The sequence below is a fragment of the Gemmatimonadota bacterium genome (assembly GCA_026387915.1).
Lineage (GTDB): Bacteria > Gemmatimonadota > Gemmatimonadetes > Gemmatimonadales > Gemmatimonadaceae > Fen-1231.
On record JAPLKS010000014.1, the window covers coordinates 1 to 26,334 of the forward strand.

The 26,334-nt window shown below is 63.6% G+C and carries 21 protein-coding genes and 1 tRNA gene; 13 read left to right on the plus strand and 9 right to left on the minus strand.

Annotated features, from left to right (window positions below; genetic code table 11):
- The first annotated feature begins 270 nt into the window (after positions 1-270).
- A complete protein-coding gene (locus NTZ43_08265) occupies positions 271-2,310 on the plus strand; it encodes an amidohydrolase family protein (protein ID MCX5767198.1) in 2,040 nt (679 codons plus the stop codon).
- Positions 2,311-2,379: 69 nt separating this feature from the next.
- Here the strand turns inward: NTZ43_08265 and NTZ43_08270 are convergent, their stop codons facing one another.
- Positions 2,380-4,158 carry an amidohydrolase gene (locus tag NTZ43_08270; protein ID MCX5767199.1) on the minus strand — a complete coding sequence of 593 codons (1,779 nt, stop codon included), beginning with the start codon at positions 4,156-4,158 and terminating at the stop codon, positions 2,380-2,382.
- A 207-nt stretch (positions 4,159-4,365) separates the two neighbouring features.
- Here NTZ43_08270 and NTZ43_08275 point away from each other — a divergent pair, with 207 nt between their 5' ends.
- From NTZ43_08275 to NTZ43_08290, 4 genes are read left to right on the plus strand one after another with little or no spacing between them, the layout of a single operon-like run.
- Positions 4,366-4,665 (plus strand): 4Fe-4S binding protein, encoded by a 300-nt coding sequence (locus NTZ43_08275; protein MCX5767200.1) that lies wholly within the window; start codon positions 4,366-4,368, stop codon positions 4,663-4,665.
- Complete coding sequence (locus NTZ43_08280) at positions 4,662-5,987, plus strand: FAD/NAD(P)-binding oxidoreductase (GenBank protein ID MCX5767201.1); 1,326 nt, start codon at positions 4,662-4,664, stop codon at positions 5,985-5,987. The genes NTZ43_08275 and NTZ43_08280 overlap by 4 nt, the downstream gene beginning before the upstream one ends.
- Position 5,988: 1 nt before the next feature.
- A complete protein-coding gene (locus NTZ43_08285; protein ID MCX5767202.1) occupies positions 5,989-6,663 on the plus strand; it encodes a hypothetical protein in 675 nt (224 codons plus the stop codon).
- Positions 6,664-6,671: 8 nt separating this feature from the next.
- Positions 6,672-7,514: a cytochrome c3 family protein gene (locus tag NTZ43_08290; protein ID MCX5767203.1), complete on the plus strand. Its 843-nt coding sequence runs from the start codon at positions 6,672-6,674 to the stop codon at positions 7,512-7,514.
- A gap of 8 nt (positions 7,515-7,522) precedes the next feature.
- On the opposite strand, the gene NTZ43_08295 is transcribed toward NTZ43_08290, so the two are convergent.
- From NTZ43_08295 to NTZ43_08305, 3 genes are read right to left on the minus strand one after another with little or no spacing between them, the layout of a single operon-like run.
- Positions 7,523-8,092, minus strand: a complete 570-nt coding sequence (locus tag NTZ43_08295) for a hypothetical protein (GenBank protein ID MCX5767204.1) — start codon at positions 8,090-8,092, stop codon at positions 7,523-7,525.
- A complete protein-coding gene (locus NTZ43_08300) occupies positions 8,089-8,448 on the minus strand; it encodes a hypothetical protein (GenBank protein ID MCX5767205.1) in 360 nt (119 codons plus the stop codon). The genes NTZ43_08295 and NTZ43_08300 overlap by 4 nt, the downstream gene beginning before the upstream one ends.
- On the minus strand, positions 8,441-9,013 hold the full coding sequence (locus tag NTZ43_08305) for a sigma-70 family RNA polymerase sigma factor (protein ID MCX5767206.1): 573 nt from the start codon (positions 9,011-9,013) through the stop codon (positions 8,441-8,443). Before NTZ43_08305 ends, NTZ43_08300 begins: the two co-directional genes overlap by 8 nt.
- 183 nt (positions 9,014-9,196) lie before the next feature.
- Here NTZ43_08305 and NTZ43_08310 point away from each other — a divergent pair, with 183 nt between their 5' ends.
- From NTZ43_08310 to NTZ43_08335, 6 genes are all read left to right on the plus strand, one after another.
- Entirely contained in the window at positions 9,197-11,749 is a 2,553-nt protein-coding gene (locus tag NTZ43_08310; protein MCX5767207.1) for a PAS domain S-box protein, read from the plus strand.
- 270 nt (positions 11,750-12,019) lie between these two features.
- The gene (locus tag NTZ43_08315) at positions 12,020-13,420 is read left to right on the plus strand and encodes a TolC family protein (GenBank protein ID MCX5767208.1); all 1,401 of its coding nucleotides are present in this window, start codon (positions 12,020-12,022) and stop codon (positions 13,418-13,420) included.
- A gap of 5 nt (positions 13,421-13,425) precedes the next feature.
- A complete protein-coding gene (locus NTZ43_08320) occupies positions 13,426-14,664 on the plus strand; it encodes an efflux RND transporter periplasmic adaptor subunit (protein ID MCX5767209.1) in 1,239 nt (412 codons plus the stop codon).
- Positions 14,661-17,801: an efflux RND transporter permease subunit gene (locus NTZ43_08325; protein MCX5767210.1), complete on the plus strand. Its 3,141-nt coding sequence runs from the start codon at positions 14,661-14,663 to the stop codon at positions 17,799-17,801. Before NTZ43_08320 ends, NTZ43_08325 begins: the two co-directional genes overlap by 4 nt.
- Positions 17,802-17,832: 31 nt before the next feature.
- Positions 17,833-18,396, plus strand: coding sequence for a DinB family protein (locus NTZ43_08330; GenBank protein MCX5767211.1), 564 nt, complete (start codon positions 17,833-17,835; stop codon positions 18,394-18,396).
- Between the two features lie 56 nt (positions 18,397-18,452).
- Positions 18,453-18,526, plus strand: a tRNA-Pro gene (locus NTZ43_08335).
- 134 nt (positions 18,527-18,660) lie between these two features.
- Here NTZ43_08335 and NTZ43_08340 read toward each other — a convergent pair.
- Positions 18,661-19,920, minus strand: a complete 1,260-nt coding sequence (locus NTZ43_08340; protein ID MCX5767212.1) for a HipA domain-containing protein — start codon at positions 19,918-19,920, stop codon at positions 18,661-18,663.
- Positions 19,920-20,240 (minus strand): transcriptional regulator, encoded by a 321-nt coding sequence (locus NTZ43_08345; protein MCX5767213.1) that lies wholly within the window; start codon positions 20,238-20,240, stop codon positions 19,920-19,922. Before NTZ43_08345 ends, NTZ43_08340 begins: the two co-directional genes overlap by 1 nt.
- Positions 20,241-20,735: 495 nt before the next feature.
- On the opposite strand from NTZ43_08345, the gene NTZ43_08350 reads away from it, so the two are divergent.
- Positions 20,736-21,233: a DNA-binding protein gene (locus tag NTZ43_08350; GenBank protein ID MCX5767214.1), complete on the plus strand. Its 498-nt coding sequence runs from the start codon at positions 20,736-20,738 to the stop codon at positions 21,231-21,233.
- 259 nt (positions 21,234-21,492) lie between these two features.
- Positions 21,493-22,914, plus strand: a complete 1,422-nt coding sequence (locus NTZ43_08355; protein ID MCX5767215.1) for an amidase — start codon at positions 21,493-21,495, stop codon at positions 22,912-22,914.
- Between the two features lie 55 nt (positions 22,915-22,969).
- Here NTZ43_08355 and NTZ43_08360 read toward each other — a convergent pair whose 3' ends face one another.
- From NTZ43_08360 to NTZ43_08370, 3 genes are read right to left on the minus strand one after another with little or no spacing between them, the layout of a single operon-like run.
- Positions 22,970-24,043: a tartrate dehydrogenase gene (locus NTZ43_08360; protein MCX5767216.1), complete on the minus strand. Its 1,074-nt coding sequence runs from the start codon at positions 24,041-24,043 to the stop codon at positions 22,970-22,972.
- 9 nt (positions 24,044-24,052) lie between these two features.
- Positions 24,053-24,838 (minus strand): SDR family NAD(P)-dependent oxidoreductase, encoded by a 786-nt coding sequence (locus NTZ43_08365; GenBank protein ID MCX5767217.1) that lies wholly within the window; start codon positions 24,836-24,838, stop codon positions 24,053-24,055.
- Positions 24,839-24,848: 10 nt separating this feature from the next.
- Complete coding sequence (locus tag NTZ43_08370) at positions 24,849-26,183, minus strand: sodium:solute symporter family protein (GenBank protein ID MCX5767218.1); 1,335 nt, start codon at positions 26,181-26,183, stop codon at positions 24,849-24,851.
- Positions 26,184-26,334 lie beyond the last annotated feature (151 nt).

Consider the following 26,334-nt stretch of genomic DNA (forward strand, 5'->3'; position numbering starts at 1 on the left):
GCCAGCTTCCCAAGCTGGACGTCGCCGGTTCGAGCCCGGTCGCCCGCTCTGTGAGGAACAACGTTTTGGGTTTGGCGCCGAACGTCCAGTAAGGCGCTCGAAACGCTCCGGTGCGAGGTCGCGCCGGGGCGTTCTTCGTTTTGATAGGGGCGTCTGGGGCACACGCATCCCGCCCGCTCGTTACTGTGGTACACGTGCCAGAATGAACCGTCGGCTCAGCACTCGCCGGTCGTACGACCGCCTTTCGATCCCTCCCGTGGAGTCGTCGCCATGAATCCCTTTGGCATTCTGCTGGGCCTCGGTGCCCTCGCGCTTTCGTTGCTGACTCCCGCGCGCTCCGAAGCGCAGGGCTCAGCGCATGGGGCCAACGTCCAGGCCGCGGTTTCGCGCGCGACTGGCGCGCGCCTTGTTCCGTTCGCCGATGTCACCGACTCGCTGCGCCTCTACTATGTGGGGCGCCCAGTGGGGTGGGAGCGCTATACGTGGGCAACTCACGACGAAGGGACGCGACTGGTTGCGGACTTTGACTACGTCGACCGCGGTCGCCGGAATCACATGGGCGCGACGCTCTCTCTTGGCGCCGATATGCAACCGCAGTCACTCGAGGTTGCGCGCGTGACCGACAGTGCGCGCACCGTGACGGTGCGGGTGGATGTGCAGGGCGATCGGGCCACGGTGCTCCATAACGGCGCGATCACGCAGGCCACGTTGCCCGCTGTCTCGTTTGCGCTCGCGCCATATCAGCCCGTGTCGCAGCATCTGGCGCTCGTGCGGTATTGGCTGTCGCATGGCCGTCCCCTGCGTCTGGCTGTGGTGCCTGGCGGTCCGCTGAACGCGGTCACGATCAAGCGCAGCGGCCTCGACACGCTGGCGAGCGCGGGCGCGCCCCTTGTGCTCACGCGGTATTCCATCGATGGCGTGGTGTGGGGACTCGAGCATCTCTGGCTCGACGCCGATGGCCGATTGGCGATGTTCGCCTCCGCCGCTGGTGGACTGTCGTTCAAGGCGGTCCGTGCCGCGTTGGTACCGAGCGTGGAAGCGTTGATGGAAGTTGCGTCCCGTGCCGCCATGGTGGATCTCGTTGCCGTCTCGCACCGCACGTCGCCCATCGCGCGCGGCGCCGTAGCGTTTGTAGGGGCCACGCTCGTCGATGGCACTGGGAGCGCCGCGGTACCGAACGCGACGGTGGTGGTGGTGCAGGGACGGATTGTGGCGGCGGGCCCGAGTGCGGGCATCACGGTACCTGTCAACGCTAGACGCATTGATGTGCGCGGCAAGACGATCATTCCCGGATTGTGGGATAGTCACGCGCATTTGCATCAACTGGAATGGGTGCCCGTGTATCTCGCCGCAGGCGTGACGACCGTGCGGGATATGGGGAACGAACTGGCCTTTCTCACCGCGTTGCGGCGCACCGTCACGTCGGGGCGTGCATACGGCCCGACCATCCTCGCGGCCGGACTCATCGACGGCCCGGGCCCGAACGCGTTTGGCGCGCTGAGTGCCGAGACGCCCGACGAAGGGCGTGCGATCGTGCGACGGTACCACACCCTCGGCTTCGAGCAGATGAAGCTCTACTCGTTGCTGTCTCCTGCCGTCGTGGGCGCGGTGTGTGATGAAGCCCACAAGCTCGGGATGACCGTCACCGGACACGTTCCGACATCGCTGACGCTCCTGGCCGCGGTGGATTCGGGGATGGATCAGGTGGCCCATCAACCGATTCGCGGTGAGCTTGGGAGCGACTCCCTCCAGCGCACGATTGCGTATCTCGCGCGCAAAGGAACCGTGGTTGATCCGACGTCGTCGTGGGGCGAAATCGGAGGACATGCGCAGTCGGAGCCGTTGCAAAGTTTTCAGCCGGTCACTGCGTTGCTGCCCGTGACCTTTCTGCAATCGCGCGCTGCGGGATGGGGCGTTGCCGGATCCGATACCGCCGCCGCGCACAGTCGACTGGCCAGATCACTCGCCGTGACCAAGGCGCTGCACGATGCCGGTGTGCCCATCGTTGCGGGTACCGACGAGGGTGTTCCAGGGTTTAGCCTCTATCGCGAACTTGAACTCTATGTGAAAGCGGGATTCACTCCGATGGAAGCGTTGCGTGCTGCGACCGCGATACCGGCACGAGCCGCGCACATGGCGAGTGAGGTTGGCACGGTAGAGGTCGGTAAGCGCGCCGATTTGCTGGTGCTCGACGCCAATCCGCTCGACAACATTGCAAACATTCGCACTGTCCGTCTGGTGATGGCGCGCGGTGTGGTATTCGAGAGCGCGGCGCTGTTTCGCGCCATCGGGTTTATGGGGGCACGCTAAGTCCATTGGCACGAGTCCCGCTGGGCCGAGGACCACGCGGTGGTTCGCGTTGCGCGCGCTCGCTACGTCTTACCGCCGCACCGGCACCGGAAACACCCGCCCCTCAAACACCGTCCCCCACACGGGGATGTCTTTGAGCGTGATCGGATCCACCACAAATGGATCGCGATCGAGCACGGTGAAGTTCGCAATCTTCCCCACGGCGATGCTCCCCAGATCAGCTTCCTTGCGCCACGAGTAGGCCGCTTCAATCGTGATGCCGCGCATCGCGTCCATCACCGAAATCCGCTGCTCCGGCGCCGCCACCCGCCCGCTCGCCGTGACGCGGTTCACTGCGCTCCAGGCGAGAAAGAGTGGATCGGAGGGAGCTATCGGTAAGTCAGAGTGAAAACTCAGCGGGATGCCGGCGTCGAGCACCGACTTGGCGCGCGACATCACATCCGCGCGCGCACCGCCGAGACCCACCTTGGTGTATTCGTCGGCAAAGCCCACGGGGTAGTACGGATTCGCGCTCACAATTGCGCCGACGGCTTTAATGCGCTTGACCTGCGCTTCGGTGCTGTTTGCAAAGTGCACGATCACCGTGCGGTGGTCGGTGCGCGGATGCTCGCGTTGCAGTTTTTCGAGCACGCCGAGCACGACGTCGAGGCCACCGTCGCCGGTGACGTGAATGTGCAGTTGATAGCCGGCATTCCAGTACAGGCGTGCACGCTCCTCAAGTGCCGCCGGCGTCATCATCCACTCGCCGCTGTGGCCGTCGAGGTAGCCGTCCTTCATTTGCATCAACTGCGACACAATCGCACCGTCCGCAAACAGTTTGATGGTCTTGGGAAAAAAGCTCACTTTTCCCTCAGGCGCCATCGCCACTTGCCGTTCGGCGTCGGCAATGGCGCGCTCCACGGGAATTCCGTTGTCTACTTGTTGCCGCGCGTCGGGAAAGAAATACGAATAAAACGGCGTATCCTCGGCGCCGAGCATGAACTGATACAGCTTCCACATCTCCGGCGTGACAATAATCCCTGGTTCGTTGAAGGCCGTGACGCCGCGCGCGTGGAGCATTGCAATCATCTGCTTGAGGCCGGCGGTCACGCGGAAAGGCGCGGCGAGCACCTTGAGCGCGGGCGCCATAATAAGATTGGTGCCGCTCTCCCACCAATGGCCCTGCGCCCAGTCGTACATCTCGCTCGCGCGGCCGTGTCCGTGCATCGACGAATCGGTGAGCCCAAGCGCGTTGATGGCGGCGCTGTTGAGATAGAACTCGTGCACCGACCGCTGCCAGATCAAGATGGGGCGCGTGGTGCTAATGGAATCGAGAAAGGCGCGGCTGATTGGCCCATGCCAGAGCGCGTGATAGCCCCACGAGGTGAGCCAACGTGTGGTATCAGTAAACGCCACATGCGCCGCGCGCAGTCTCTCGCGATACTCGGCGGGCGAACGTGCGGCTTTATACGTTCGGGTGGGCAGCACCCAGTCTTCCGGCGCGATGATCTCGGTGGTCATCGTGAGCGCACCGAGAATGGGATGCAGGTGCTGGTCGATGAATCCGGGGAAGACGGTTTTCTCGCGGAAGGTGGAGTCCACTCGGTACGCGCGCGCGCCGAGCGAGCGGCGTACGGCGGCGAGCGATCCTACGGCAACAATGCGCCTGCCTGCCACCGCGACAGCCTGCGCCGTGGGAGCGGCGCGTTCCATGGTGTGAATCTGCTTCGCAATAAAGACGGTCACGGAGTCTGGCGCCGGAGCAACCGACTGCGCGAGTGTCGGTGATGAGGCCGCGAGGAAGTACGCCAGGCCGATGGTCAGGCGCGTGGTCGCCGTGTGCACACAGAAGTTTCCGAGAGTTGTCATTCGTGGAATGTGGCGAAACTGCGTCAATATTTCGACGGCTGCTGTCGGCCGCGGTCGCGCCGCGGGACAATATGCCCTCGTTCAACCATTCCGGCGGGCCAGCTACCGAACAGATGATTCCCCAATGTAGGGGAACGACTGATGGCAGGTGACTGCGGCGATGCGTACCCTGTGTGGGGTCGCCTTCCGCGCCCTCAACGCCGCGCCATGACTGGAACATCGCCACTCAGTTCGCCACTCTCACGCTGGCTTGGCTCGTCTGGCAGTGAGCTGCCGATGGATGCAGAGCGCGTGCGTCTGCTGGCGACTGGCCTCGTGGTGGCAGAGCCCGGCCGATGTGTGCAGTGCGGTATCTGCTCGCACAACTGTCCTTCTGGCATCGACGTGCGCGCCGTCGCCCGCGTTGCAGGAGCGGTCACCGACGCACGGTGCGTGCTCTGCGGGAGTTGTGTCGCGCGCTGCCCGCGCGGAACGCTGAGCTTTACCCTGTTGCGGCGTTGGACGTGACGCGCCGCCACGTGCTGGTGGGATCGGGCGTAGCGGCATTGGCGGCGGCTGAGTCAATTCGGCAGGCGGATAGTCGCGCGGTCATCACCATGGTGAGCGCCGAGGACGTGCCCTTTTATTCGCGTCCCGCGCTGGCGTATCTGCTGACGAACGAACTGCCCGAGTCGCAGCTCAGTATCCGGTCGGAGCGTGAGGTTGCGGCGTTGGGAATTGATCGCGTCACCGGGATTGCCGAAGGGCTGGATGCGGCCGCTCACGAACTCGCGCTTTCTGGCGGCCGTCGCATTTCGTACGATCGGTTGCTCATCGCCACCGGTGCGGCGTCGATTCAAGCGGACTTCCCGGGTGCTGAGCTCGATGGCGCGGTGCACGTAGACGGTTTGAGCGAGGCGCGGGATTTTGTGACGCGCGCACGGCGCGCGCGCGCGGCAGTGGTGGTTGGAGGCGGGAGTACGGCGATTGAGCTGGTGGAAGCCCTGCATGCCTGCGGTGTGGAAACGCATTACCTCATGCGCGGCTCGCGCTACTGGTCAAAAGTGTTCGACGCTGTGGAGTCGGCGATCATCGAGGCACAGCTGATCGAGCAAGGCGTGCAGTTGCATCGCGGCTGCACGGTGCGGGAGGCGGTGGGTGCGAAGGGTGTGCTCACCGGCGTCAATACCGTTGACGGCCGTCATATTCCCTGCGACCTCCTCGCCGTAGCGGTGGGCATTCGGCCGCGGCTTGAGCTCGCGCGCGCTGGAGGAGTCGCCACGGAGCGCGGCATTCTCACGAATGAATATCTCGAGACCAGTGCGGCCGATGTGTATGCCGCTGGTGACGTGGCGCAGATATACGATCCCGTGACGCGCATGGCGCAGCTCGACACGCTCTGGGCGAGCGCGCTCGCACAGGGCACCACCGCCGGTCTCAATATGTCCGGCGTTCGCGTGGCGCATCGCAAACGGGCGCCTATGAACGTCACGCGCCTCGGCGGCATCACGGTGACGATTGTCGGTCAGGTTGGGGCATCCGACGATCCGGACCTGCTCACCCTCACGCGCGGGCAGAGTGAACGCTGGATGACCGACACCGACTCCTGGAGCGTAAGCGGAGCCCGAACCGGCGATCGCCTGCGGGTGATTGTGAGTGGACGCGTTATTGTTGGCGCCGTGGTGGTGGGTGACCAGCGCGTGTCGCGACCGCTCGCGCATCTCGTCGGCGAAGCGGTCGACATCTCGCAGTTGCGCCCTATGCTCGACGCCAATCCCAACGACGCAATGGATTTACTGCTCTCTTTCTGTGACGCCCATGTCAGCGACCGAACCGCGGACCACTACTGAGATGATCGGCGGCCTCGGGGCCGCCGTTGTCGCGACGCTGGCGTTCGTGCTCTGGCGCGAACGGGCCGTGCATTGGGCGAGTGGCTGGACTGGCCACGCGCTCGGAGTACTGGGCGTGGCGCTTATGCTCTGGGCGGGATTCGGCTACACGCTGCGCAAGCGACGGGTGGCCGCCGGCTCCTCGGCCATGCGGACGTCGATGTGGACCCATATCATTGCCGGACTCGTTGGCCCCTATCTGGTGATCCTGCATTCGGGGTTCGCGTTTCGCGGACTGGCTGGCGTGCTCGTGCTGGTAATGGTGCTCGTGGTGGCCAGTGGCGTCGTGGGACGCGGCGTGTTTACCGCTGTGCCGCGCCAGGTCACGGCGGGCGACGCCGTGCGCGATGCGATGCTCGACGCCGAAATTGTGAAGCTCGAAACGCGAACCGCCGAACTCACGCGGAGCGGCGAGGATGATCCGGCCGTGCGAGCGCAGCTCCGAATTGAGATGGTCACACTGGAGCATGAACGCGAACATCTGCGCCGTGTGTGGCGGGCTCGCGGTGCGGCGGTGGTGTGGCGACGCCTGCTGAGTGTGTGGTGGCTGTTGCACGTGCCGCTGAGCATGGCGCTCTGGGTTCTCGCCGCCGCGCACATCGCGGGCACCTTGTATTACGCCACCCTCTCAAGGTAGCGGCGAGCATGCGCGGATCTCTTGTGTCGCGGTTGAGTCTGGTGGTCGCCATGATTGCGCTCGCCGGCGTGGTGGCGGCCTTCGCCTCCAATGGCGGCAGCATGTTCTCGCCAGGCGACCTACGCGGCGCCGACAGTACACCAACCGTGCTCGGCGGGGTGACGTCGCATGCGGAACTCAGCGGGCGGTGTGGATCCTGTCACGCGCGGCCGTTGAGCGCGCGTCCGATGAATGCCCGATGCCTCAGTTGCCACAGTGATATCCGCACGGCGATCGCCGACAGCACCTCGTTGCACGGTAGCGTGACCGACGTGAACCGCTGCACGATCTGCCATACCGAGCATGCGGGCGCGTCAGCGCCGAACGCCAGCCTCGAACGCTTCCGAGGTGTTCACGGACGGCTGGGCAGTGGCACGTTCCCGCTCGACGGGGCACACGCCAAGACCAAGTGCAACGCGTGCCACCGCAAGGCGGGAGACCGCGCCGGTTTTGGCAACGCGCCCAAAAGCTGCATCGGGTGCCATCAAGAGAAGGACAAACATCGCGGCCAGTTCGGCGCGGATTGTGCCGCGTGCCACAACACCAGCACGTGGGGCGGCGCGAGTTTTGCTCACGAGGCATTCCCCGTGAACCACGGCACTCGCGGCACGAATGCGTGCAAAACCTGTCATGAGAATCCGAACAACTACAAACAGTACACCTGCTACAACTGTCATGCCCACTCACCCGCGCGCGTGAAGGCGCAACACAGGGAAGAAGTGGGGACCGAGAATCTCGATGACTGCGTACGCTGTCACCGCGGTGGCCGCGGCGAGGGACGAGAGCACGGCGAAGGTCGGGAGCGCCACTAGCGGAGCACTTATCGGTCGCGTGGCGGCCCCATCCGGCCTGACGCACTATCTCCACCCGGACCGCCCCCACCTCGCATCCCGCGCATTCCGCCGCGGCGGTTGGCGCGCAGCGAGTCGGCCTTGGTCCGCTGTGCTGGCGTGAGCACGCCGTCGATCTCGGCGCGCGTAGAATCCATAGCGGCGCGCATAATGTCTCCGGCGGATTTCATCACCGAGTCAACGCGCGCGCGACGTTTGGTAACGATCTCCTCAACTTTGGCGCGCTGCGCGTCAGACAGATCGAGACTGCCATACACACCGCCCAGTCCACCGCGACCGCCTGGGCCACCAAGACCGCCAGCGCCGTCGGGGCCACCAGGGCCACGGTCCCCGCGGCGCATGAATCCGCCCATCCCACCACGCGCGCCGCCCATCATGCCGCCGGGGCCACGACCCATCGGGCCACGCAGTTCGCGCATGCGGCGAATCACCAAGCGCTCGGTTGCGCCTCCGGCCACCGCGCCAGCCAGGAAGGCCAGAATGAGCAACACGGCTGCCTGCGACTTGGCGCCGCCGAGTGCATTGAGCCCTACCTTCATTGTGGCACTCCTTCGCCGAGCAGCGCGTCGGCCGACGAGGTCGAAAGCAGCAACGTGCCCATCGTAGAACTTGTGCCTAAGGCGTCGGCCACTTCGTCGGACGCCAGTTCAATTTCGGCTGCACTGTCCACGCGTTCGCTCCGTAGCGCGGCCACCGATACGATCGTGATAAGCAGCAGCGCCGCGAGCAATGGCGCGCGCCACTGAAACAGCTGCGTGAATGGCGTTGTCTTTCCCGCTCGGCGGCGCGCCATCACCGCCGTGGCGGCAAAGCGCACCTGCGCCACGCGTCGCTCAAATGCTTCAGCCGGGAGCGTGGGGTCAATGGAGCGGAAATCGATGGGGTCTTCAGTCATGGGTGTATTCCCGGAGTAACGGCGTGCCGAGCTCTTCTCGCAAGCGCTTGCGTGCCACAAACAGGTGCTGCCGCGATCGAACTTCTGTCATCTTGAGCGCCTCGGCGATCTGGCCGTGGGTCCAACCTTCGAGATCGTGCAGCAACACGACTTCGCGTTGCGTGGGATTCAATACCGCGAGTGCCACTTGGAGCCGGTCCCCGAGTTCCGCTGTGGTCGCATCGTTGAGTGGAGAGTCTGGCGCTTCGGCAATCTCCGGCAACAGTTCCAACGTTTCGCGAACCTTGGAATAACTCCGATGGCTGAGGGCTCGATTGCGCACCACCGTCAACAGCCAGGGGGCCACGCGTCCGGAATCACGACAGTCCTCCAAACGGTCCAACACCTTCACAAAGGCATCCTGACAGACATCTTCGGCGTCCTGCCGATTCCCAACCACGCTCATCGCCACTGCAAATGCCGCTCGGTAATACCGCCGAACTAGCGCGTCGGCGGCATCGCTGTCGCCGCCGAGGGTACGCGCGACGAGGTCGGCGTCGGAGAGAATAGGTTCTGGATTCGACACTGACATCCAATTGACGGGGTGCACGGGGGAAGTGTTAGAGCGCGGGGGGCGGGACGGTCCCCTGCGAACCTCCGGTGGGGTATTTGAGCCAGTGGCGCTTTGGGAGTAGCTTTCCAGACGAGAACGGTCTCTCTGAGCCGTTTTTCCGCCGGCCCCCCCCTGTTAAACAACGAATCCCCCTTCGTGCCCGGTACGAATACCCCCTCTCTCGGCCTCGATGCCGCCGAGCCCGCCACCTCGCGCTGGATAGCGCGCGGGGTGAGTCGCCACATTGCGACGCTGACGGTCTTGCTCACCGGCATCGGGCTTGTGGACGCGCTCGGCGCGCGCATCGACCGTCGCGCGTATGCCCTGATGGCGCTCTGGATGGCCGTGACGCTGGTCGTCGGGGGGTGGGCGGCCAAGCCACTCAGCGTCTCGACTCGATTGCGCCGGTATGCGTTCTCGCTCGTGCTCGACGTGTTGTTTCTTGGATGGTTGTACCTCGTACTGAACGCCGCGCAGTTCTTGGGTGCCCCGTTCTTTGTGTACAGTGCATTAGTCGCGATGGCCACATTGCCTCGCCGTGGCGCGATCGCGGTGGGAGTTCTGGTCGTGGCGGTATACTCGGCGGTCGTGCTCGCCGAGGTGTCTGGGCTGGCGACGGTGGCGTCGCCTCTGGGGCTACCGTCCCTGCGCGGGAACTATGGCTTTGCGATGACGTCGATCATTGCTGCGTCTGGGGTGATCGTCATGCTGATGGTCCTGCAAGGGCGATTGATGGATACCATTCGCTCGGCGGAACTTCGTTTTCAAATGTTGGTGCGCGCCGCGCCCGATATGGTGATGACCTTTGACGTCAACGGGAAATTTGTTGATGTGAACGAAGCCACCCTGCGGCAGTCCGGCTACACCTGGGAAGAGATCAAGCGCCTCCCGAATACGAGTTTCTTCCCGCTCGAGGATTGGCCGAAGGTGCTGGACGCGCGCGCTCGCAACTTGCGTGGCGAAGTGGCCGCGATGGTGGTGCGCTATGTGCGAAAGGATGGCGAAGTGCGGTGGGTGGACCTCACTAGTTCGCCATTTCAGCATTCGGGGCATATCGACGCGGCGCTCGTGATTGCGCGCGACATCACCGAACAAAAACGGCAAACGGACGTCATGCGGGCGAACGACGAGCGATTCCGGCTGATTCTCAGTTCCGTGAAGCTCAGTTTCTATACGATTGACCTCGCGGGACGAGTGTCGGCGCTGTACGGGGAGTGGGCGCGCCGTCATCCAGAGCACGTGGAGCGCATGGTCGGGCAGCGCGCACCGGAGATTTTCCCGGATGAGACGGCGGCGCTGCACGAGGCAGCCTTCGACCGCGTGCTTGCCGGTGAGGACGTGACCCTCGAATTCACCATGACGATGCCGGGGTCGACTGAGCCGCGATCATTCCGCACGACACTCGCGCCGCTACGTGATGCCGATGGCCGAGTGACGGGCGGAGCGGCGGTGTGGGCGGACGTCACCGAGGCGGTAGAGGCAGAACGCGATCGTGAACAACTTCTCGCGCGGCTCGCCGAGGCCGAGCGGCTCGACTCACTCGGTCAGCTGGTGTCTGGTGTGGCGCACGAACTGAATAATCCGCTCGCGGCGATTCTCAGCTTCACCGAGGATTTGCTGGATGATGTACGCCCCAACGACGATCGGATGGCGCTGCAGGTGATTCAGTCGCAGGCGCTCCGGTCGCGCACGATCGTGCGCGACCTGTTGACCTTCGTGCGGCAGGGCGATCACCGTCCACGCAAACTTGATTCACCGGGTCATGTGCTCGAAACGCTGTTGCGCGCCGTGCAGCCGGGGATGAACACACAGGGCGTACGGTTCACGGCCACCGTAACAGACGGTGACACGCCGCTCGATCTCGACCGCGCCGGATTTGAGCAGGTGGTCACCAACCTGCTGACGAATGCCGCGCACGCGGCTGGCGCTGGTGGAGCGGTGCGGTTGCACGCGTTACGAGAGGGCGATGCCTTTGTGGTGCGCGTGGAGGACACGGGCTCGGGGGTGGACGCCGAACATTTCGCGCGCATTTTCGATCCCTTCTTTACCACGAAGCCGACCGGTCAAGGCGTGGGGCTGGGATTATCGGTTTCGATGGGCATTGTGCGGGCGCACGAGGGCTCGCTCGAAGTTGAGAATCTTGCCGCCGAGGCGGGCGGGGGTGCTCGCTTCACGATGCGTATTCCCGTGTCGTCGGATCCGGCGCCGATGATTCCGGCACGGTCGAGTCGCGGGATGCCGGTGGTGCGCGAGTTGACGCTCGAGTCCACGCCTGGGGCGTTACCGGTGCGCAAACCCAGTTTGTTGGTGATCGATGATGAAGCACCGATTCGCGCTGGCCTCCGGCGGTATTTTGAGCGGCGCGATTGGATCGTGGATGAAGCCGTGGACGGTGCGGAAGCGCTCGGCAAGTTGTCGCGACGAGACGCGGTGGTGCGGTTTGACGTGGTGTTGTGTGATCTCAAGATGCCCGGTTTCTCTGGGCAGGAGTTGGTCGAACGGCTTCAATCAGAGTCGCCGGAGATGCTCCGGCGTATGATCATCTCAACGGGTGACGCGATGGCCCGCGACGTGATTGATTTTCTTGCTGACGTGCAGGTGCCGGTGCTCGAGAAGCCGTTTGAGTTGGTGACGTTGGAGGAGCTGGCCAATAAGATTCTTGGCGCCGTAACATCGCCGGTCGCGAGCCCTGGGGCTCCTAGCCAGTGACCGTGGCAGGTAGCCCGACTGTAACGGTCGGGCCCCATGGGCTGGCAACGATGTTAAAGGATGGTGCGTATTCCCTCCACGGCGAGTAATTTCCCCGCTTCACTCGTAGCATGGTGGCGGCCGGCCTCTCAGGTGTGAAATCGAATGGCATTCCGAAGCTCCACAACCGTTAGACTGGTTATGGCCGAGTTGGCGTGTGCGGCAACGCTTGCGGCCGGTATTGTTGCGTGCGCCCCTCCATCGACGGTGGGCGGCGTGCCGGCGACGGCGGTGTCACCCTCTAGCGTGTGGAAGGCGCCGGCCGACGCAGGGCGAGCACCGGCGGCAGTCGCTGCGGCCGCGACTGCGGCGCAAACACCAGCGGTACCGGGCGTGCCACTTTCGCAGTTGACACCCAACTCGGCGCCGCTCGGTTTGGCCGATGTCGTCTCGCTTTCCCTCGCCAACAACCCGCAGACCCGCGCCTCGTGGGCGACGGCGCGTGCCGCCGCTGCCACGTATGCGTCGGCGAGTGGTCGTTGGTTGCCCACGGCTTCGATTGATGTGGTCGGTGGGCCGGCCAAGGCGATTTCGTCGAACCCTGCTCGCGTTCCTACCGATCGTACCACGACGACGGCCGCTCTCTCGGTGCAGTACCTGCTCTGGGATTTCGGCGCCCGCGGTGGCGCGCAGGCCGCGGCACACGAGGCACTGTTTGCCGCCGACTTTACGCATAACGCGACGGTGCAGGCCGTGGTCCTCGCGGCCGAAGGGAGCTACTTCAACTATCAAGCGAGCCGCGGGTTGTACGACGCCTCGCAGCAGACGGTGCGCACGGCGCAGACGAATCTCGCGGCGGCGGAACGGCGCCACGATGTTGGTCTCGCGACGATTGCCGATGTGTTGCAGGCGCGTACTGCACTCGCGCAGTCACAACTCGCCGCGCAGACGGCCGATGGCAATCAACAGGCGGCGCGCGCGCAGCTCGCGCTCGCGGCGGGGTTGCGTGCCAATGTGTCCTTCGATGTGGTGGCTGACACCGGCGCGGCGCCGGTGGTGGCGCTCGCCGAGAATGTGGATTCGTTGATTGATCGCGCGATGCGCGATCGTCCGGATGTGTCGGCGGCGCGTGCGCTCGCGCGGCAGAGCGAAGCGCAGGTTCGCACGGCGCGCTCGAACACGTTGCCCACGGTTTCACTCGGTGGCAGCACTGGGCAGGCGTATTCGAACAATCCCGCGCTCGAGGGGAAAACCTTCGCGCTCACATTCGGCATGTCGGTGCCGCTGTTTACCGGCACATCGCGTGACTACGACCTCGCCGCGGCCAAGGAAAATGCCACGGCGGCAATTGCGAGAGCGTCGCAGGCGCAGCTGTTGGCGGCGGCGCAGGTGTACACGTCGTACCATGCGTTGCGCACCGCGACGTTGCGCGTGTCGACTGCTGGCGAACTGCTCACCAGCGCCACGCGCTCAGAAGAAGTGGCGCGTGGGCGGTATGCCGAAGGTGTTGGCAGTATTCTCGATTTGTTGAGCGCGCAAAATGCGCTTGCCGACGCGCGCGCACAGTCCGTGCAATCGCGTTGGACCTGGTACCTCGCGCTCAGCCAACTGGCGCGCGACGTGGGCGTGTTGAGCCCGCGTGGTGATGCGAATCTGACCCTGCGCCCCGATACCACGGGGAGAAACCGATGAATGTGATGAAGCAGTCCGTGCCGCGCGCGCTGGCGGTGGTCGTGTTGGCGCTCGTAAGCAGCGCGGCCGCGTGTAGCAAACCGCCCGCTCCTACGAAGCCGCCGGTGCCGGTGACGGTGGCCACGGCCGAACGAGGCGCCGCGCCATATCGCGTGAATGCGAACGGCATTGTTGAGCCGCTGCAGGCGGTGTCGGTGCAGTCGCAGGTGGGCGGCGTGCTCAAGAGCGTGCTGTTCCGCGAAGGGGACGAAGTCAAGGTGGGGCAGGTGTTGTTTGAGATTGACCCCATTCCGTATCGCGCGGCATTGCAGCAAGTGCAGGCGGTGCTCGAACGCGATCGCGCGCAGTACGAGAATGCCAAGCGTGACGCCGATCGCTACGCTGCGCTTGCGCAGCGCGACTTTGTGACGCGGTCGCAGGCCGACCAGGCGCTCTCGAATGCTGCGGCGCTCAAAGCGGTGCTCTCGGCGGACGAAGCGAATGTCGCCACGGCGCAGTTCAATCTCGACAACGCCACGGTGCGCGCGCCGGTCGCCGGCAAGACCGGCAGTCTGCTCGTGCGACTCGGGAATCTTGTGCGGCCCGGTGCCTCCACGCCGCTCGTAGTGATCAATCAGATTCACCCGATTCTCGTACGCTTCTCGGTGCCGGAGCGTGAGCTCGCGCTGGTGCAACAGTATTCGCGTAGCGGGGCACTCAAAGCCTTTGCGTTGGTCGGCGTTGGCAGTGCGACCACGGCGATTGAGGGCGCGCTGAGTTTTGTCGATAACGGGGTGGATACCACCACCGGCTCCGTGACGCTCAAAGCCAAGTTCCAGAATGACGAGAACCTGCTCTGGCCTGGGCAGTTCGTGCCGGCGCAGTTGGAGTTGTTTGTCCAGAACAGTGCGGTGCTTGTACCGAGCGCCGCCATTCAAACGGGGCAGGATGGCCTCTTTGTCTTTGTGCTCGACAAGGACGGCAAGGCGCAAATGCAGCCTGTGACCGCCGGACGCGCCGTGGGCGATCGTACGGTGATCGATACCGGACTGAATGGTGGCGAGCAGGTGGTGGTGGACGGTCAGTCGCGGCTCTCGGTGGGCGCGAAGGTCGAGGTAAAAACTGGCGCCGCCAAGACTGAGGGGAAGGCGGACGCCAAGTCCGACGCCAAGTCCGACGCCAAGCCCGACGCCAAGCCCGACGCCAAGCCCGACGCCAAGCCCGACGCCAAGCCCGACGCCAAGCCGAAGGGCGGCGCGAAGTGAACTTCACCGCGCTGTTCATTCGCCGGCCGGTGATGACCACGCTCCTCAGCGTGGCGGCACTCGTGTTTGGCGCGCTGGCGTATACCAAGCTGTCGGTGAGCGATCTGCCGACGGTGGATTTTCCAACGGTCACGGTGAGTGCGTCGCTCCCAGGGGCGAGCCCCGAGACGATGGCCTCGGCCGTGGCGACGCCGCTCGAAAAGCAGTTCACGACGATCGCCGGGCTCGACAACATGACGAGCACCAGCGCCCTCGGCTCCACGTCAATCACGCTGCAGTTTACGCTCGACCGAAACATTGACGCCGCCGCGCAGGACGTGCAGTCGGCCATCAGTAAGACGCTGCGTGAGTTGCCGCCTGGCATCATTCCGCCGTCGCTGAGTAAGCAGAACCCGGCCGATCAGCCGATTCTGTACATGAACTTTCGTTCCAAGACGCTGCCGCTCTCGCAGCTCGACGAACTGATTCAAAATCAAGTCTCGCAGCGCCTCTCCACCGTGAGCGGCGTGGCGCAGGTCTCGATTCTCGGCACGCAAAAGTATGCGGCGCGCGTACAGGTGGATCCGCGCAAGCTCGCGGCGCGCGGTATCGGCATTGACGAGGTGGCGTCCGCTGTTTCGAGTCAGAATGTGAATCTCCCCACGGGCGTGCTCTGGGGGCCGACCAAGGCGTACACGCTCAACGCCAACGGTCAGCTAGTGAACGCGGCGCAGTTTCAGGAAGTGATTGTCGCCTATCGCAATGGCGCGCCGGTGCGGCTCAAGGATGTTGGCCGCGTCGTGGACGATGTGCAGAACAGCCGTCTCGCCGGCTGGTTCAAAGACACGCGCGCCATTTCGGTTGGTGTGCAGAAACAACCGGGCACGAACACCGTGGAAGTGGCCGACGCCATCAAGGCCATGCTCCCCAAGATTCGTGCGCAGTTGCCGCCGGCGGTGGAGTTTGAAATTTTCTACGACCGGTCGCAGGGCATTCGCGAGTCGGTGCACGACGTGAAGTTCACGCTAGGCCTCACGGTGGTGCTCGTGGTGCTCGTGATTTTCATGTTCCTGCGCAATGTGTCGGCGACGGTCATTCCCAGTTTGGCGCTGCCGATGTCGCTCGTGGGCACGTTCTCGGTGATGTACGCGCTCGATTACAGTCTCGACAACTTGAGTCTGATGGCGCTCACCCTCGCGGTGGGGTTTGTAGTGGACGACGCCATTGTGATGCTCGAGAATATTGTGCGCCACATGGAAATGGGAAAGAAGCCCATGCAAGCCGCGCTCGACGGCGCGGCGGAAATCGGGTTCACGATTTTGTCCATGACGGTGTCGCTCGTGGCGGTGTTTATTCCGCTGCTGTTCATGAGTGGTATTGTGGGGCGCTTGTTCCGCGAGTTTGCGGTGACCATTGCGGTGGCGATTCTCGTGTCGGGTGTGGTGTCACTCACGCTCACGCCCATGCTGGCGTCGCGCTTTCTCACAGAAGAGCGCCTGCACGGCAAGAAGAACTGGTTGCTGGATGCCTTTGAAGCGCTTTATCAAGCGGCATTCCGCGCGTACCGCCGGTCGCTCACTTGGGTGATGCAGCATCGGCCGATTGCGCTGGTGGCGTCGGCGGCAGCGCTCGTGATGACGGCGGTCGCGTTCCAAATGGTGTCGAAGGGATTTTTCCCCTCGGAAGATCAGGGCCGTCTCACGGCGAGCACCGAAACAGCGCAGGGCACGTCGTACGAAGAGACGGTGCGCCACCAGAAGGAGGTCGTGCGGCTCGTGCTGCAGGACACCGAGAATGTGGACGCGCTTATCTCGAACGTCGGCACAGGGCAGGGTGGCACGTCCGGCACCGCCAACCAGGGCCGTTTCACGGTCCGGTTGAAGCCGCGGGCCCAGCGCAGATTCTCGGCTGACGAGTTGATCCCGATGTTGTCGAAGCGCACGCGCGGCGTGCCGGGCATGGCCGTGTATTGGCGCAATGAGCCGGTGATTCCGATTGGCGGCCGTACCTCCAAGGGGTTGTATCAGTACACGTTGACGGGCGCGGACCTTTCGGCGCTCTACAAGGCGGGGCAGGACGTTGAGCAAAAGCTCAAAACGGTGCGCGGCGTGACCGACGTGACCACCGATTTGCAGATTGCCAACCCGCAGGCCAGTGTGGAACTCGACCGCGACCGCGCGGCGCTCTACGGCGTAACGCCGGAGCAGATTGAGCAGGCGCTGTACAATGCGTACGGATCGCGGCAGGTGTCGACGATCTACACGGCGAACAATGAATATTGGGTGATTCTCGAGTTGCTCCCCGATTTTCAGAAGGATCTGAGCGCGCTCGACTTACTGTACGTGCGCGCGCGCAACGGTCGGCTCGTGCCCCTCTCGAGCGTGACGCACGTCGAACGCAAGCTTGGCCCGATGCTTCTGAATCACACGCTGCAGCAGCCGAGCGTGACGCTGAGTTTCAATCTCGCGGCAGGCACGGCGCTGGGCGATGCGGAAGATGCGATTGTTGTGGCCATGCGCGGGGTGATTCCCGATGGCATATCGGCTGGCTTCTACGGCGCGGCGCAGGTGTTTCAGGAGACGCAGAAGGGACTGCTCGTGCTGTTCGTGATTGCGATCTTCGTGATTTACATTGTGCTCGGCGTGTTGTACGAGAGCTTTATTCACCCGCTGACGATTTTGAGCGGCATTCCCTTTGCGGCATTTGGTGCGTTGCTCACGTTGTTGCTGACCCGCACGGAGCTGACCGTGTATGCGTGGGTCGGCATCATTATGCTCGTGGGGCTCGTGAAGAAGAACGCCATTATGATGGTGGACTTTGCCACGGACGCCGAGCGGAAGGGGAAGGGTGCGTTTGACGCGATCTTTGAGGCGTGCATGGTGCGGTTCCGGCCGATCACGATGACGACGATGGCCGCGCTGGTGGGGACGTTACCCATTGCGCTGGGCAATGGCGCGGGGGCGGAGAGTCGTCGTCCGCTCGGCATTGCGGTGGTGGGCGGACTCGCGTTCTCGCAGCTGATTACGCTGTATGTGACGCCAGTGGTGTATACGTATTTTGATGATTGGGTCACGCGAAAGGCGCGGAAGGCCGCGCGTGATGGTGTCGTGGTCGCGCATGGCGCGCCAGGCGCGGATACGTCGGCAGTGATCTCGTAGGCGAAGGATTTCCCCCTCACGGAGTTGATGGATGATTGCGTATGGTGCGAAGGAACTCGCGGCGTCTTTTCGGACGGTGCGGAAGAACACGGTGCAGGCCGCTGAGGAAATTCCTGAAGAGCATTACGACTTTGTAGCGGCGCCGGGCGGTATGTCGGTGCGCGCGATGCTTTCGCATATGGTGTGGGGGCCGCAGCTGCATCTCGACTTTCACCGCACGCGCCGCATCACGACGCTGCAGGGCTATGACTTTGGCGCGCTGATGGCGCAGGCGCAGGCCTTTATGAAGGAGCCGCGGAGCAAGGCGCAGATCATTGAGTTGCTCAAGACGGACGGCGAGGCCTTTGCGCAGTGGATGGAAGGTTTGAGCTCGGAGTTCCTGAACGAGACGTATACCGACCCGATGGGTGCGAACCCGAAGTCGCGGTTTGAGAGTCTGCTGGGCGCCAAGGAGCATGAGATGCACCATCGCGCGCAGGTGATGATGATGTCGCGGATGGTGGGTGTGGTGCCGCATCTGACGCGCGTGGGGCAGGAGCGGGCGGCGGCTCGGGCGGCGGCGGCCGCCGCCGCGGCGGCAAAGCCGACCCCCTAGTTGAAGGGGGGCGTGCAGGGTACTAGGTTTATCAGACTGTCCGTGAAAGCGGCGGACGGGACGTAGCGCAGTCCGGTAGCGCACCTGAATGGGGTTCAGGGGGTCGCGGGTTCGAATCCCGCCGTCCCGATTTCTGTAAGTGATTGTGGGACTTAGAGAACGGCACTCCTCATGCAGGAGTGCCGTTCGTTGTTCTTCCTGCTGTGCCCGTTTTCGCACCCGTTTCTACGCTCTGCACACGGGGCTCCGATCCCGTCCGAGTGCCTACAGTCCAAGGCGCTTGGCGAGATCGGCAGACGTCCGCTGAACGGAGTCGTCGCATCTCTCAAGCATCTTCTGATCTCCGCCGTCCTCGCGAACGGAGGAGAGTACCTCTGCAAGTGCCTCTCGGACGTTTCTTACGACGCCGGACGCGAGCTCGACTGCCCGATCACGGGGCAGGCGAAACTCCCTCGCTGCCGCTGCCAAGCTTGCTTTCGTGAGAGCTTGCGGCAGAGTAGTGCCGCCGAACGAGAGTGCGAACGTCTTGTCGAGGTGTTCGTAGTTGGCCGTCACGACCACATCATACGCGGGAGAGAGCCGCACCTGATCGGGCGCTGCGTAGACGACGCTCAGGTTCTTTGCGTGACCGTCGTAGTTTCCCATCGCGGCGTTCGCGACTGCCCATCGGTAGAGGTTCTCGCGATCCTCTAGCGGATTGGCGCTCCAGCGTTCCAAGACCGCAACGAGATCTTGATACGTTGGCGCTCCCATCCCCGCGTACTTCGCTCGTGACGCGCGCCCGGTGACTTGACAGCCATCCTCTGCGTGCAAACGATGGACTTGCCCGTCGTCGCGAACCTCTCGGTCGAAGCGAGCAGACTCATGGCAGTCACCTGCTATCGCGCAGCGCGAACTGCTCGCTGTCGGGACGCCGGCAGCCTGCATGAGTCGCATTCCTACAAGTTCCGCCTCCAGCACGCCAGGGAAGTTGTTGTCGGCGCGTTTGACCACAACCGTCGTGGGCGCACCGTTCTTCGGCAGCTTGTACTCAGGGGCGACTCCTCCCACCGGGGGCATTCTCCACAGTGCGAGTTTCGGTTGCGCGCCTGAGAGTGACGCACGATCGACTGCTTGTCGAAGTTGACCGGCCGCGCCGGTGAACGCGGTGTGCAACGTCTCTGCGACACACGGTTCGTATGAGGCCTTCTCAGGACGCTCCATCCCTTCAGGCCACAGGTGTAGCGCGCCGGCGCAGTCCCCGGCGACGACTCCGAGAAGCCCAACCGTGTCGCTCACGTCGTGTTTGGTGGCTTGCCCGAGCGTTCGTCTGAGGTTCCCCTCAGGCAGCAGGTTCTCGAATACCGCTTCAGCATCCGGGCCGACGTACGGGCGCTTGCGCACTGGACATCTCACGCCCACCGCATACCGGCGATCTCCATCGGCGACGACGTCGGCATCATACATAAACCGTACGTCACCGTTCAGGGCGGTATCGAGCACACCCACGCGACGGTCGTCGCGCCAGACCACTAGCTTCGTCATTAGTTGGTGCTCCCGAGGTACTCCTGTAGCGAACGCTTGGGATCACGCGGGACGAGCACGACGTCGAATCCAAGATCCGCCAGCACGCCGAGGGTCAGATTCAGTTGGGATCCGCCGGTGCCTCTCTCGAGGTCCCCCAACATGGTGAGGCTGACTCCGAGGCGTCGTGCCGCAGCATCTTGGCGTCCGAGGTGTTGTGCGCGGGCTAGTCGCACAACGTCTCCGACGTCTATTGGGCTGACGACGCAGAGGCCGCGGCGCGCTGTGTCTGGCGACGGGAGGCGCATTCGGTCGAGCACTGGTGCTTTCCGTCGTCCCATTGAGAAATCCTCTTTATATGTGCTAAAAGTAATATATATCGCTTAGTCTAAGTATATATCTTATAGGGGATATACGGAACTGTCAACAGTAATAGTTGCTAAAGAACAAATATAATAGACTAAGGCATTATAGCTGTTATAGCATATATAAATCATCAAACCAGAAGAGACCTCCGCGAGGTTGCGGCAAGACAGCGAAAGCGGCGGAGCCTAGCAAGGGGAAGGTGTTCCACGCGCGGGAACGTCTTGTCGGTTGGGACCGTGCCGTCCATCGGATCTCGCAAGTGTTGCTTGTCGAATCGCAGTAGGCCAGGCGTTGCAGCGCAACGACTTAGCGAATCTCGAAAGTTCGTGCTTTCGATTCGCTCCCATGGGGTTCAGGGGGCCGCGGGGTCGAGTTGGGGGGCAGTCATGCATGGGGCAAAATGTTCTGCCCCGACAACGACAAGGACTACCCCAACGCAACCACCGACCCTGATGCAGCGGAACAGTCCACTGGAGTTCACCTTCACCCTCAAATATCAGATCAGCGGCGATGACGCCGACGCAGACGCGTTGGTGGAGCGGCTTGCTGCGGCGGGCTGCGAAGATGCGGTGGTCGGCATTGGGCAACCTGGGCGGCTCGCGTTGGAGTTCACGCGAGAGGCGCGTTCCGCCGAGTCAGCAATTCGAAGCGCGCTAAAAGATGTTCGTCGCGCGATTCCCGCCGCACGCCTCATTGAGGCGGCGCCAGATCTTGTGGGATTGACGGATGTGGCCGAACTCGTTGGGGTCAGCCGCCAGAATATGCGGAAGCTCATGCTGACACACGCGGGCGCCTTCCCGCTGCCGGTGCATGAAGGAAGCGCTGCCATCTGGCACTTGGTTGACCTACTCTCTTGGCTCCAGTCGAAGGCCGACTACCCAACCGACCGAGCGGTTCTGGATGTGGCAGGCGCTACGATGCGAGTGAACATTGCCAGGGATGTTCAGCGGCTCGGTGGCACGACCTGAAGCGTTGCGCCATACTACCTCGTGCGCAGTGGGCGGTCCTGAAGTGTGCTGACCGTCCCCGCTCACGAGGCAGAAGTCCCCGCTTGACGTTCGCCCACCAGCCGGATGGCTCCGGAGTGTCATCATGAGCGAAGCACCGCGCGATGGACTCAGTCGGCGCGCGTTCGGACAACTGCTCGGCGCGGCGGCGTTGGCCGGCGCATTGCCGGGAATCGCGGCCGGCGCGCCGAGCCCCATTCCTTTACCCACCGATAAATCCATGCACCCGAATACTGTTGCGGGCGACGAGCTGTGCGACCTCACCGCCGTCGAGCTCGCATCTCGCATTCGCCACAAACAGCTATCCGCACGCGACGTGATGGCCGCGCACCTCGCGCGCATCGAACGGGTGAATCCGAAGATCAACGCCATCGTGACGCTCGTCGCCGACCGGGCGATGGCCGACGCGGCGAAGGCCGACGAACTCCAGGCGCGCGGCGGTACCCTCGGCGCGCTGCACGGTCTGCCGGTGGCGCACAAAGATCTCGTGAATACCGCCGGCATTCGCACGACGTTCGGATCGCCGATGTTTCGCGACAACGTGCCCACGGTCGACGCGCTCTTCGTCACGCGCACGCGTGCCGCCGGCGCCATCATGGTGGGCAAGACGAACACGCCGGAGTTTGGCGCGGGGTCGAACACGTTCAATCCCGTATTCGGCGCGACATACAACCCGTACAACCTTTCTAAAACGGTCGGCGGCAGTAGCGGTGGCGCGGCTGCCGCACTGCGTTGCGGGATGGTGCCGATTGCCGGCGGAAGCGATACCGGCGGGTCGCTGCGCAATCCGGCCGCGTTTACCAATGTGGTGGGGTTTCGCCCAACACCGGGCCGCGTGCCGGATGACGATGGATCGTGGTCTCCGCTCTCCACCAATGGACCGATGGCGCGGACCGTGGCCGATGTGGCGCTCTTCTTGAGTGCGCTGGTGGGGCCGCACGGCCCCGATCCGCTCTGTATAGATGAGGATGGCGCTCAGTTCCGTGCGCCGCTGGCTCGCAGCTTCAAGGGCACTCGCGTCGCCTGGTTCAAGAATCTGGGTGGTGTGCCGTTCGACTCCGAAATCACGCGTGTGGTGAATGCGAACCGTCTGGTGTTTACCGACCTCGGGTGCGTCGTGGAAGAAGCCGAGCCGGACTTCAGTGGGGTGGATGAGGCATTCCCCATTCTTCGGCACCTGTCGTATCACTCGAGTTACGCGAAGATGGCGCGGGAGAATCCCACGCTGTTCAAAGCGACGGTGAAGTATGAGATTGCCGAAGCAGAGCGGAACACGGGCGCCGATGTGGCACGCGCCATGGCGCGACAGGCCAAGATGTCGCTCGATGTGGCGCGCTTCTTTGAGCGGTACGACTATTTCGTGCTGCCGGTCACTCAGGTGGAGCCCTTTGACCTGACCACGGAGTACCCGATGACGGTGGCCGGCGAGTCGATGCCGACCTACATCGACTGGATGCGTTCGTGCTGGTACGTGTCGTTCATGGCCTGTCCGTGCATTTCCGTGCCGGCGGGGTTCAGTGCGAGTGGACTGCCGGTGGGACTGCAGATTGTGGCCAAGCGGCGTGCGGAGTGGGCGGTGCTGCAAATGGCGCATGCGTTTGAGCAGGCGACGCTGCATGGGGCGAAGCGTCCGGTGCTGTGACGTTTATTCCCTCAGCACCGGCATCGGATACACCGCCGCATCCGCAACTGGGTCGTTAGGACAACGCGTCGGCGACAGCCGCCGCAACATCGGTCGTGGTCGCGGTTCCGCCGAGGTCGGGCGTGCGCGGACCGCCTTCATGAACCACGCGCTCGATGGCGCGAACAATGCGGTCGTGCGCGCTCGTCATGCCGAGATGGTCGAGCATCATCGCGCCGGCCCAGATGGCTCCGATGGGATTGGCGATGCCACGCCCCGCGATGTCTGGCGCCGAGCCATGAATCGGTTCGAACATGGAGGGATGCTGACGCTCGGGGTTGATGTTGGCCCCAGGCGCAACACCAAGACTGCCTGAGATCGCCGCGCCGAGATCGGTGAGAATGTCGCCGAACAAGTTGGACGCTACGATCACGTCGAGCGTGTGCGGATGCGTGACCATGCGGGCGGCCAGCGCATCGACGTGATACTTGCGCCATTCCACCGTGGGATAATCGGCCGCGACCGCTTCCACGCTCTCATCCCAGAGCACCATACTGTGCTGCAGCGCGTTCGATTTTGTAGCGCTGGCTAGCAACCGTCGCGGACGACGCGCGGCAAGTTCGAACGCGTAGCGCGCAATGCGATCCACGCCGCGTCGCGTGAACACGCCGGTCTGCTCGGCGACTTCATTCGACGTTCCCGCGTGCAACCGTCCGCCAAAGCCGGCGTACTCGCCCTCGGAATTTTCGCGGACACATACCATATCAATGTCAGCCGGCAAACGACCAGCCAATGGACCTGGCACGCCAGCCAAGAGGCGCATCGGACGAAGATTGACGTACTGGTCGAACCGCTGACGAATGGGGAGGATGAGTTCCCACACCGAGACGTGATCGGGAACGCCAACGGCTCCGATGGCGCCGAGGTAGATCGCGTCGAAATCCTTCAGCCGATCCAGCGCGTCCGCGCTCATCATGGTGCCGGTGCGCTGATAGAACTCGCAGCCCCAAGGGAACAGCTCGAACTCCAAGGTGCGCGACTCCGCGCGCACGGCCTGACGCAGCACGTCGATGCCGGCCGGAATCACTTCTTGGCCAATGCCATCACCAGCAATGACCGCTATACGGTAGCGCTTCGATTGAGTAGTCATAGGGAGTGCTTACATGCCTGGCGGTGTAAATCTTCCGTCCTGTGCCAACCATCCGCCATCGGCGTAGAGGATAGTACCGTTCACGTAGCTCGCCGCATCGGACGCGAGGAACAGGGTTGGGCCCACCATTTCTTCCGGCTGCGCCCAGCGGTTCAACGTGGTCTTGGCAGCATAGGCGTCGTACCACTCCGGCTGGTTCTTGATCTGTGCCGTAAGCGGCGTCTCCGTGACGCCCGGGCCAACGCAGTTGACGCGCACGCCAAACGGACCGAACTCACAGGCCGCGCCACGCGCGAGCTGCAGGATGCCGGCCTTGGTGGCCGCGTAGACAGACTGTCCGGGTTCGACGACCAACGAACGAATCGACGAGAAGAGCACGATGCTGCCGCTGCGTTGGGCCACCATAATGCGACCCGCCGCGCGAAGCACATTGAAGTTGCCGGTGATGTTCACGTTCAGCACGCGGTTGAGTTCCTCGTTGGTGTAGTCGAGGATCTTCTTGCGCACGTTGATCGCGGGCGTGCAGATCAGGATGTCGAGCTTGCCGTGCGCGGCCACGATTCCGTCCAGCGCCGCGTCCACCGAGGCTTGATCGGTGATGTCGATGACGCCGCTGTGTACGCCGTTGCCGATTTCCGCGGCGGTCGCCGCCGCTGCCTCTGCCTTGACGTCGAGGCAATAGACGATGGCGCCCATATCGGCGGCGCCTTTGACGACGGCAGCGCCAATGCCGGACGCACCACCAATGACGGCGGCGACTTTTCCGGAGATGCTAAAAATTCCGTTGCTGGACATGGTACGTGCGTTACCGTGATGAAGATGGCGATCCGGCTTTGCCCGACGCGCTCGGGCTGCCTAGGATGCGCCTGATGGCATACGTAATGAGGAACGCCGAGATTGCCGCCGCCAAACCGCCCATCGCGGGTGTTACGCCTGCGAGCGGCTTGCCGCCGTGCAACAGTTGGAAGGCACCGACGACGAGCGTGCCGCTCACGATTGATGCCAATGCTTCGGTCGACGTCGGGCGATCGCTGAGCAGGCCCGTCACAATCGGCACGAAGAGTGTTACGCCCATAATCGTGTAGAAAATACTGAGCGCACTCACCACGCCGGCTGCCACCAGCGCAATCCCAATGCCCATGGCGCCGGCGAGCATTGCGGTGATGCGCGTGACCCGCAACATCTGCTGATCGCTCGCGCCGGGGTTGAGAAAACGCTTGTAGAAGTCCTGCGCGAGCGATGTGGTGAGCGTGAACAGCACCGCATCGGCGGCGCTCAGCTCCGCCGAGAACACGGCGGCCAGCCCCAACGCGCCGACCGCAACCGGGACGCCTGACACCAGCAAGATGGGCAGGGCGAGTTCTGGTTGCGGCAGATCGGGAAAGCGCACGCGGGCAATCATGCCGAGCAACACCGGCACAAAAGAATACGCGCACAGCGCGAGTGCGTTGAGCCCCACGCCGATTCGAACGGATCGGTCATCGCGCGCGCCGTAGATTTTTTGCAAGAGGCCTGGTGCGACAATGAACGCAGGGCCCAGCATCGCGAGATACACCAACCCTGATGAGCCGCTATGCCACGGATTCCAGTAGTCGGCGGTGGGCTGCAGCGCACGCACGGCACCCCAACCTCCCGCCGCGGCCAGCGCGACAGGAATGGCAATGGCAAAACCAACCACCTTCACGGTTAGCTGCACCACGTTCACGTACGCCGAGGCGAGCAATCCACCAGCGGCGAAGTAGATGGTGATCAGCACACCGGCCAGAATGCAGCCCCACGTCTTGGGCACGCCGGCGATGACGTACAAGATCCACGAGATGGCAATGAGCTGTCCAGCCAGAATGAACACCGATCCAATCCAGAGCAGCGCCGCAATCACACTGCGCACGGTTACGCCGTAGCGGAACTCGAGGTATTCGCCCACGGTGTGCAGCCCGCGCGCCGCTGCGACGCGGCGAATGGCTGGGCCGATCCAGAAGGCGAGCACGAGTGAGCCGAGGCCCGCCGAGAGCACCCACCAGATTGCTGCCAGCCCGTTCTGGTAACCCAACCCCGTGGCGCCAACGGTGGATCCCGCACCGATGTTGGCGGCCAGCATGGTGCTAAAAATCAGTCCTGGGCCGAGTGAACGGCCGGCCACGAAAAAATCTCCGGAGCTCCGTACCCGTCGTGAGATCCACGCTCCAAGGCCCAGCTGCGCAGCGGAATAGACGAGAATGAGGACGAGATAAGAGTGCATGATGGGCGTCGGAGAGAGGGTCGCCCATCGTGCAGGAGCGAGCCAACAACGA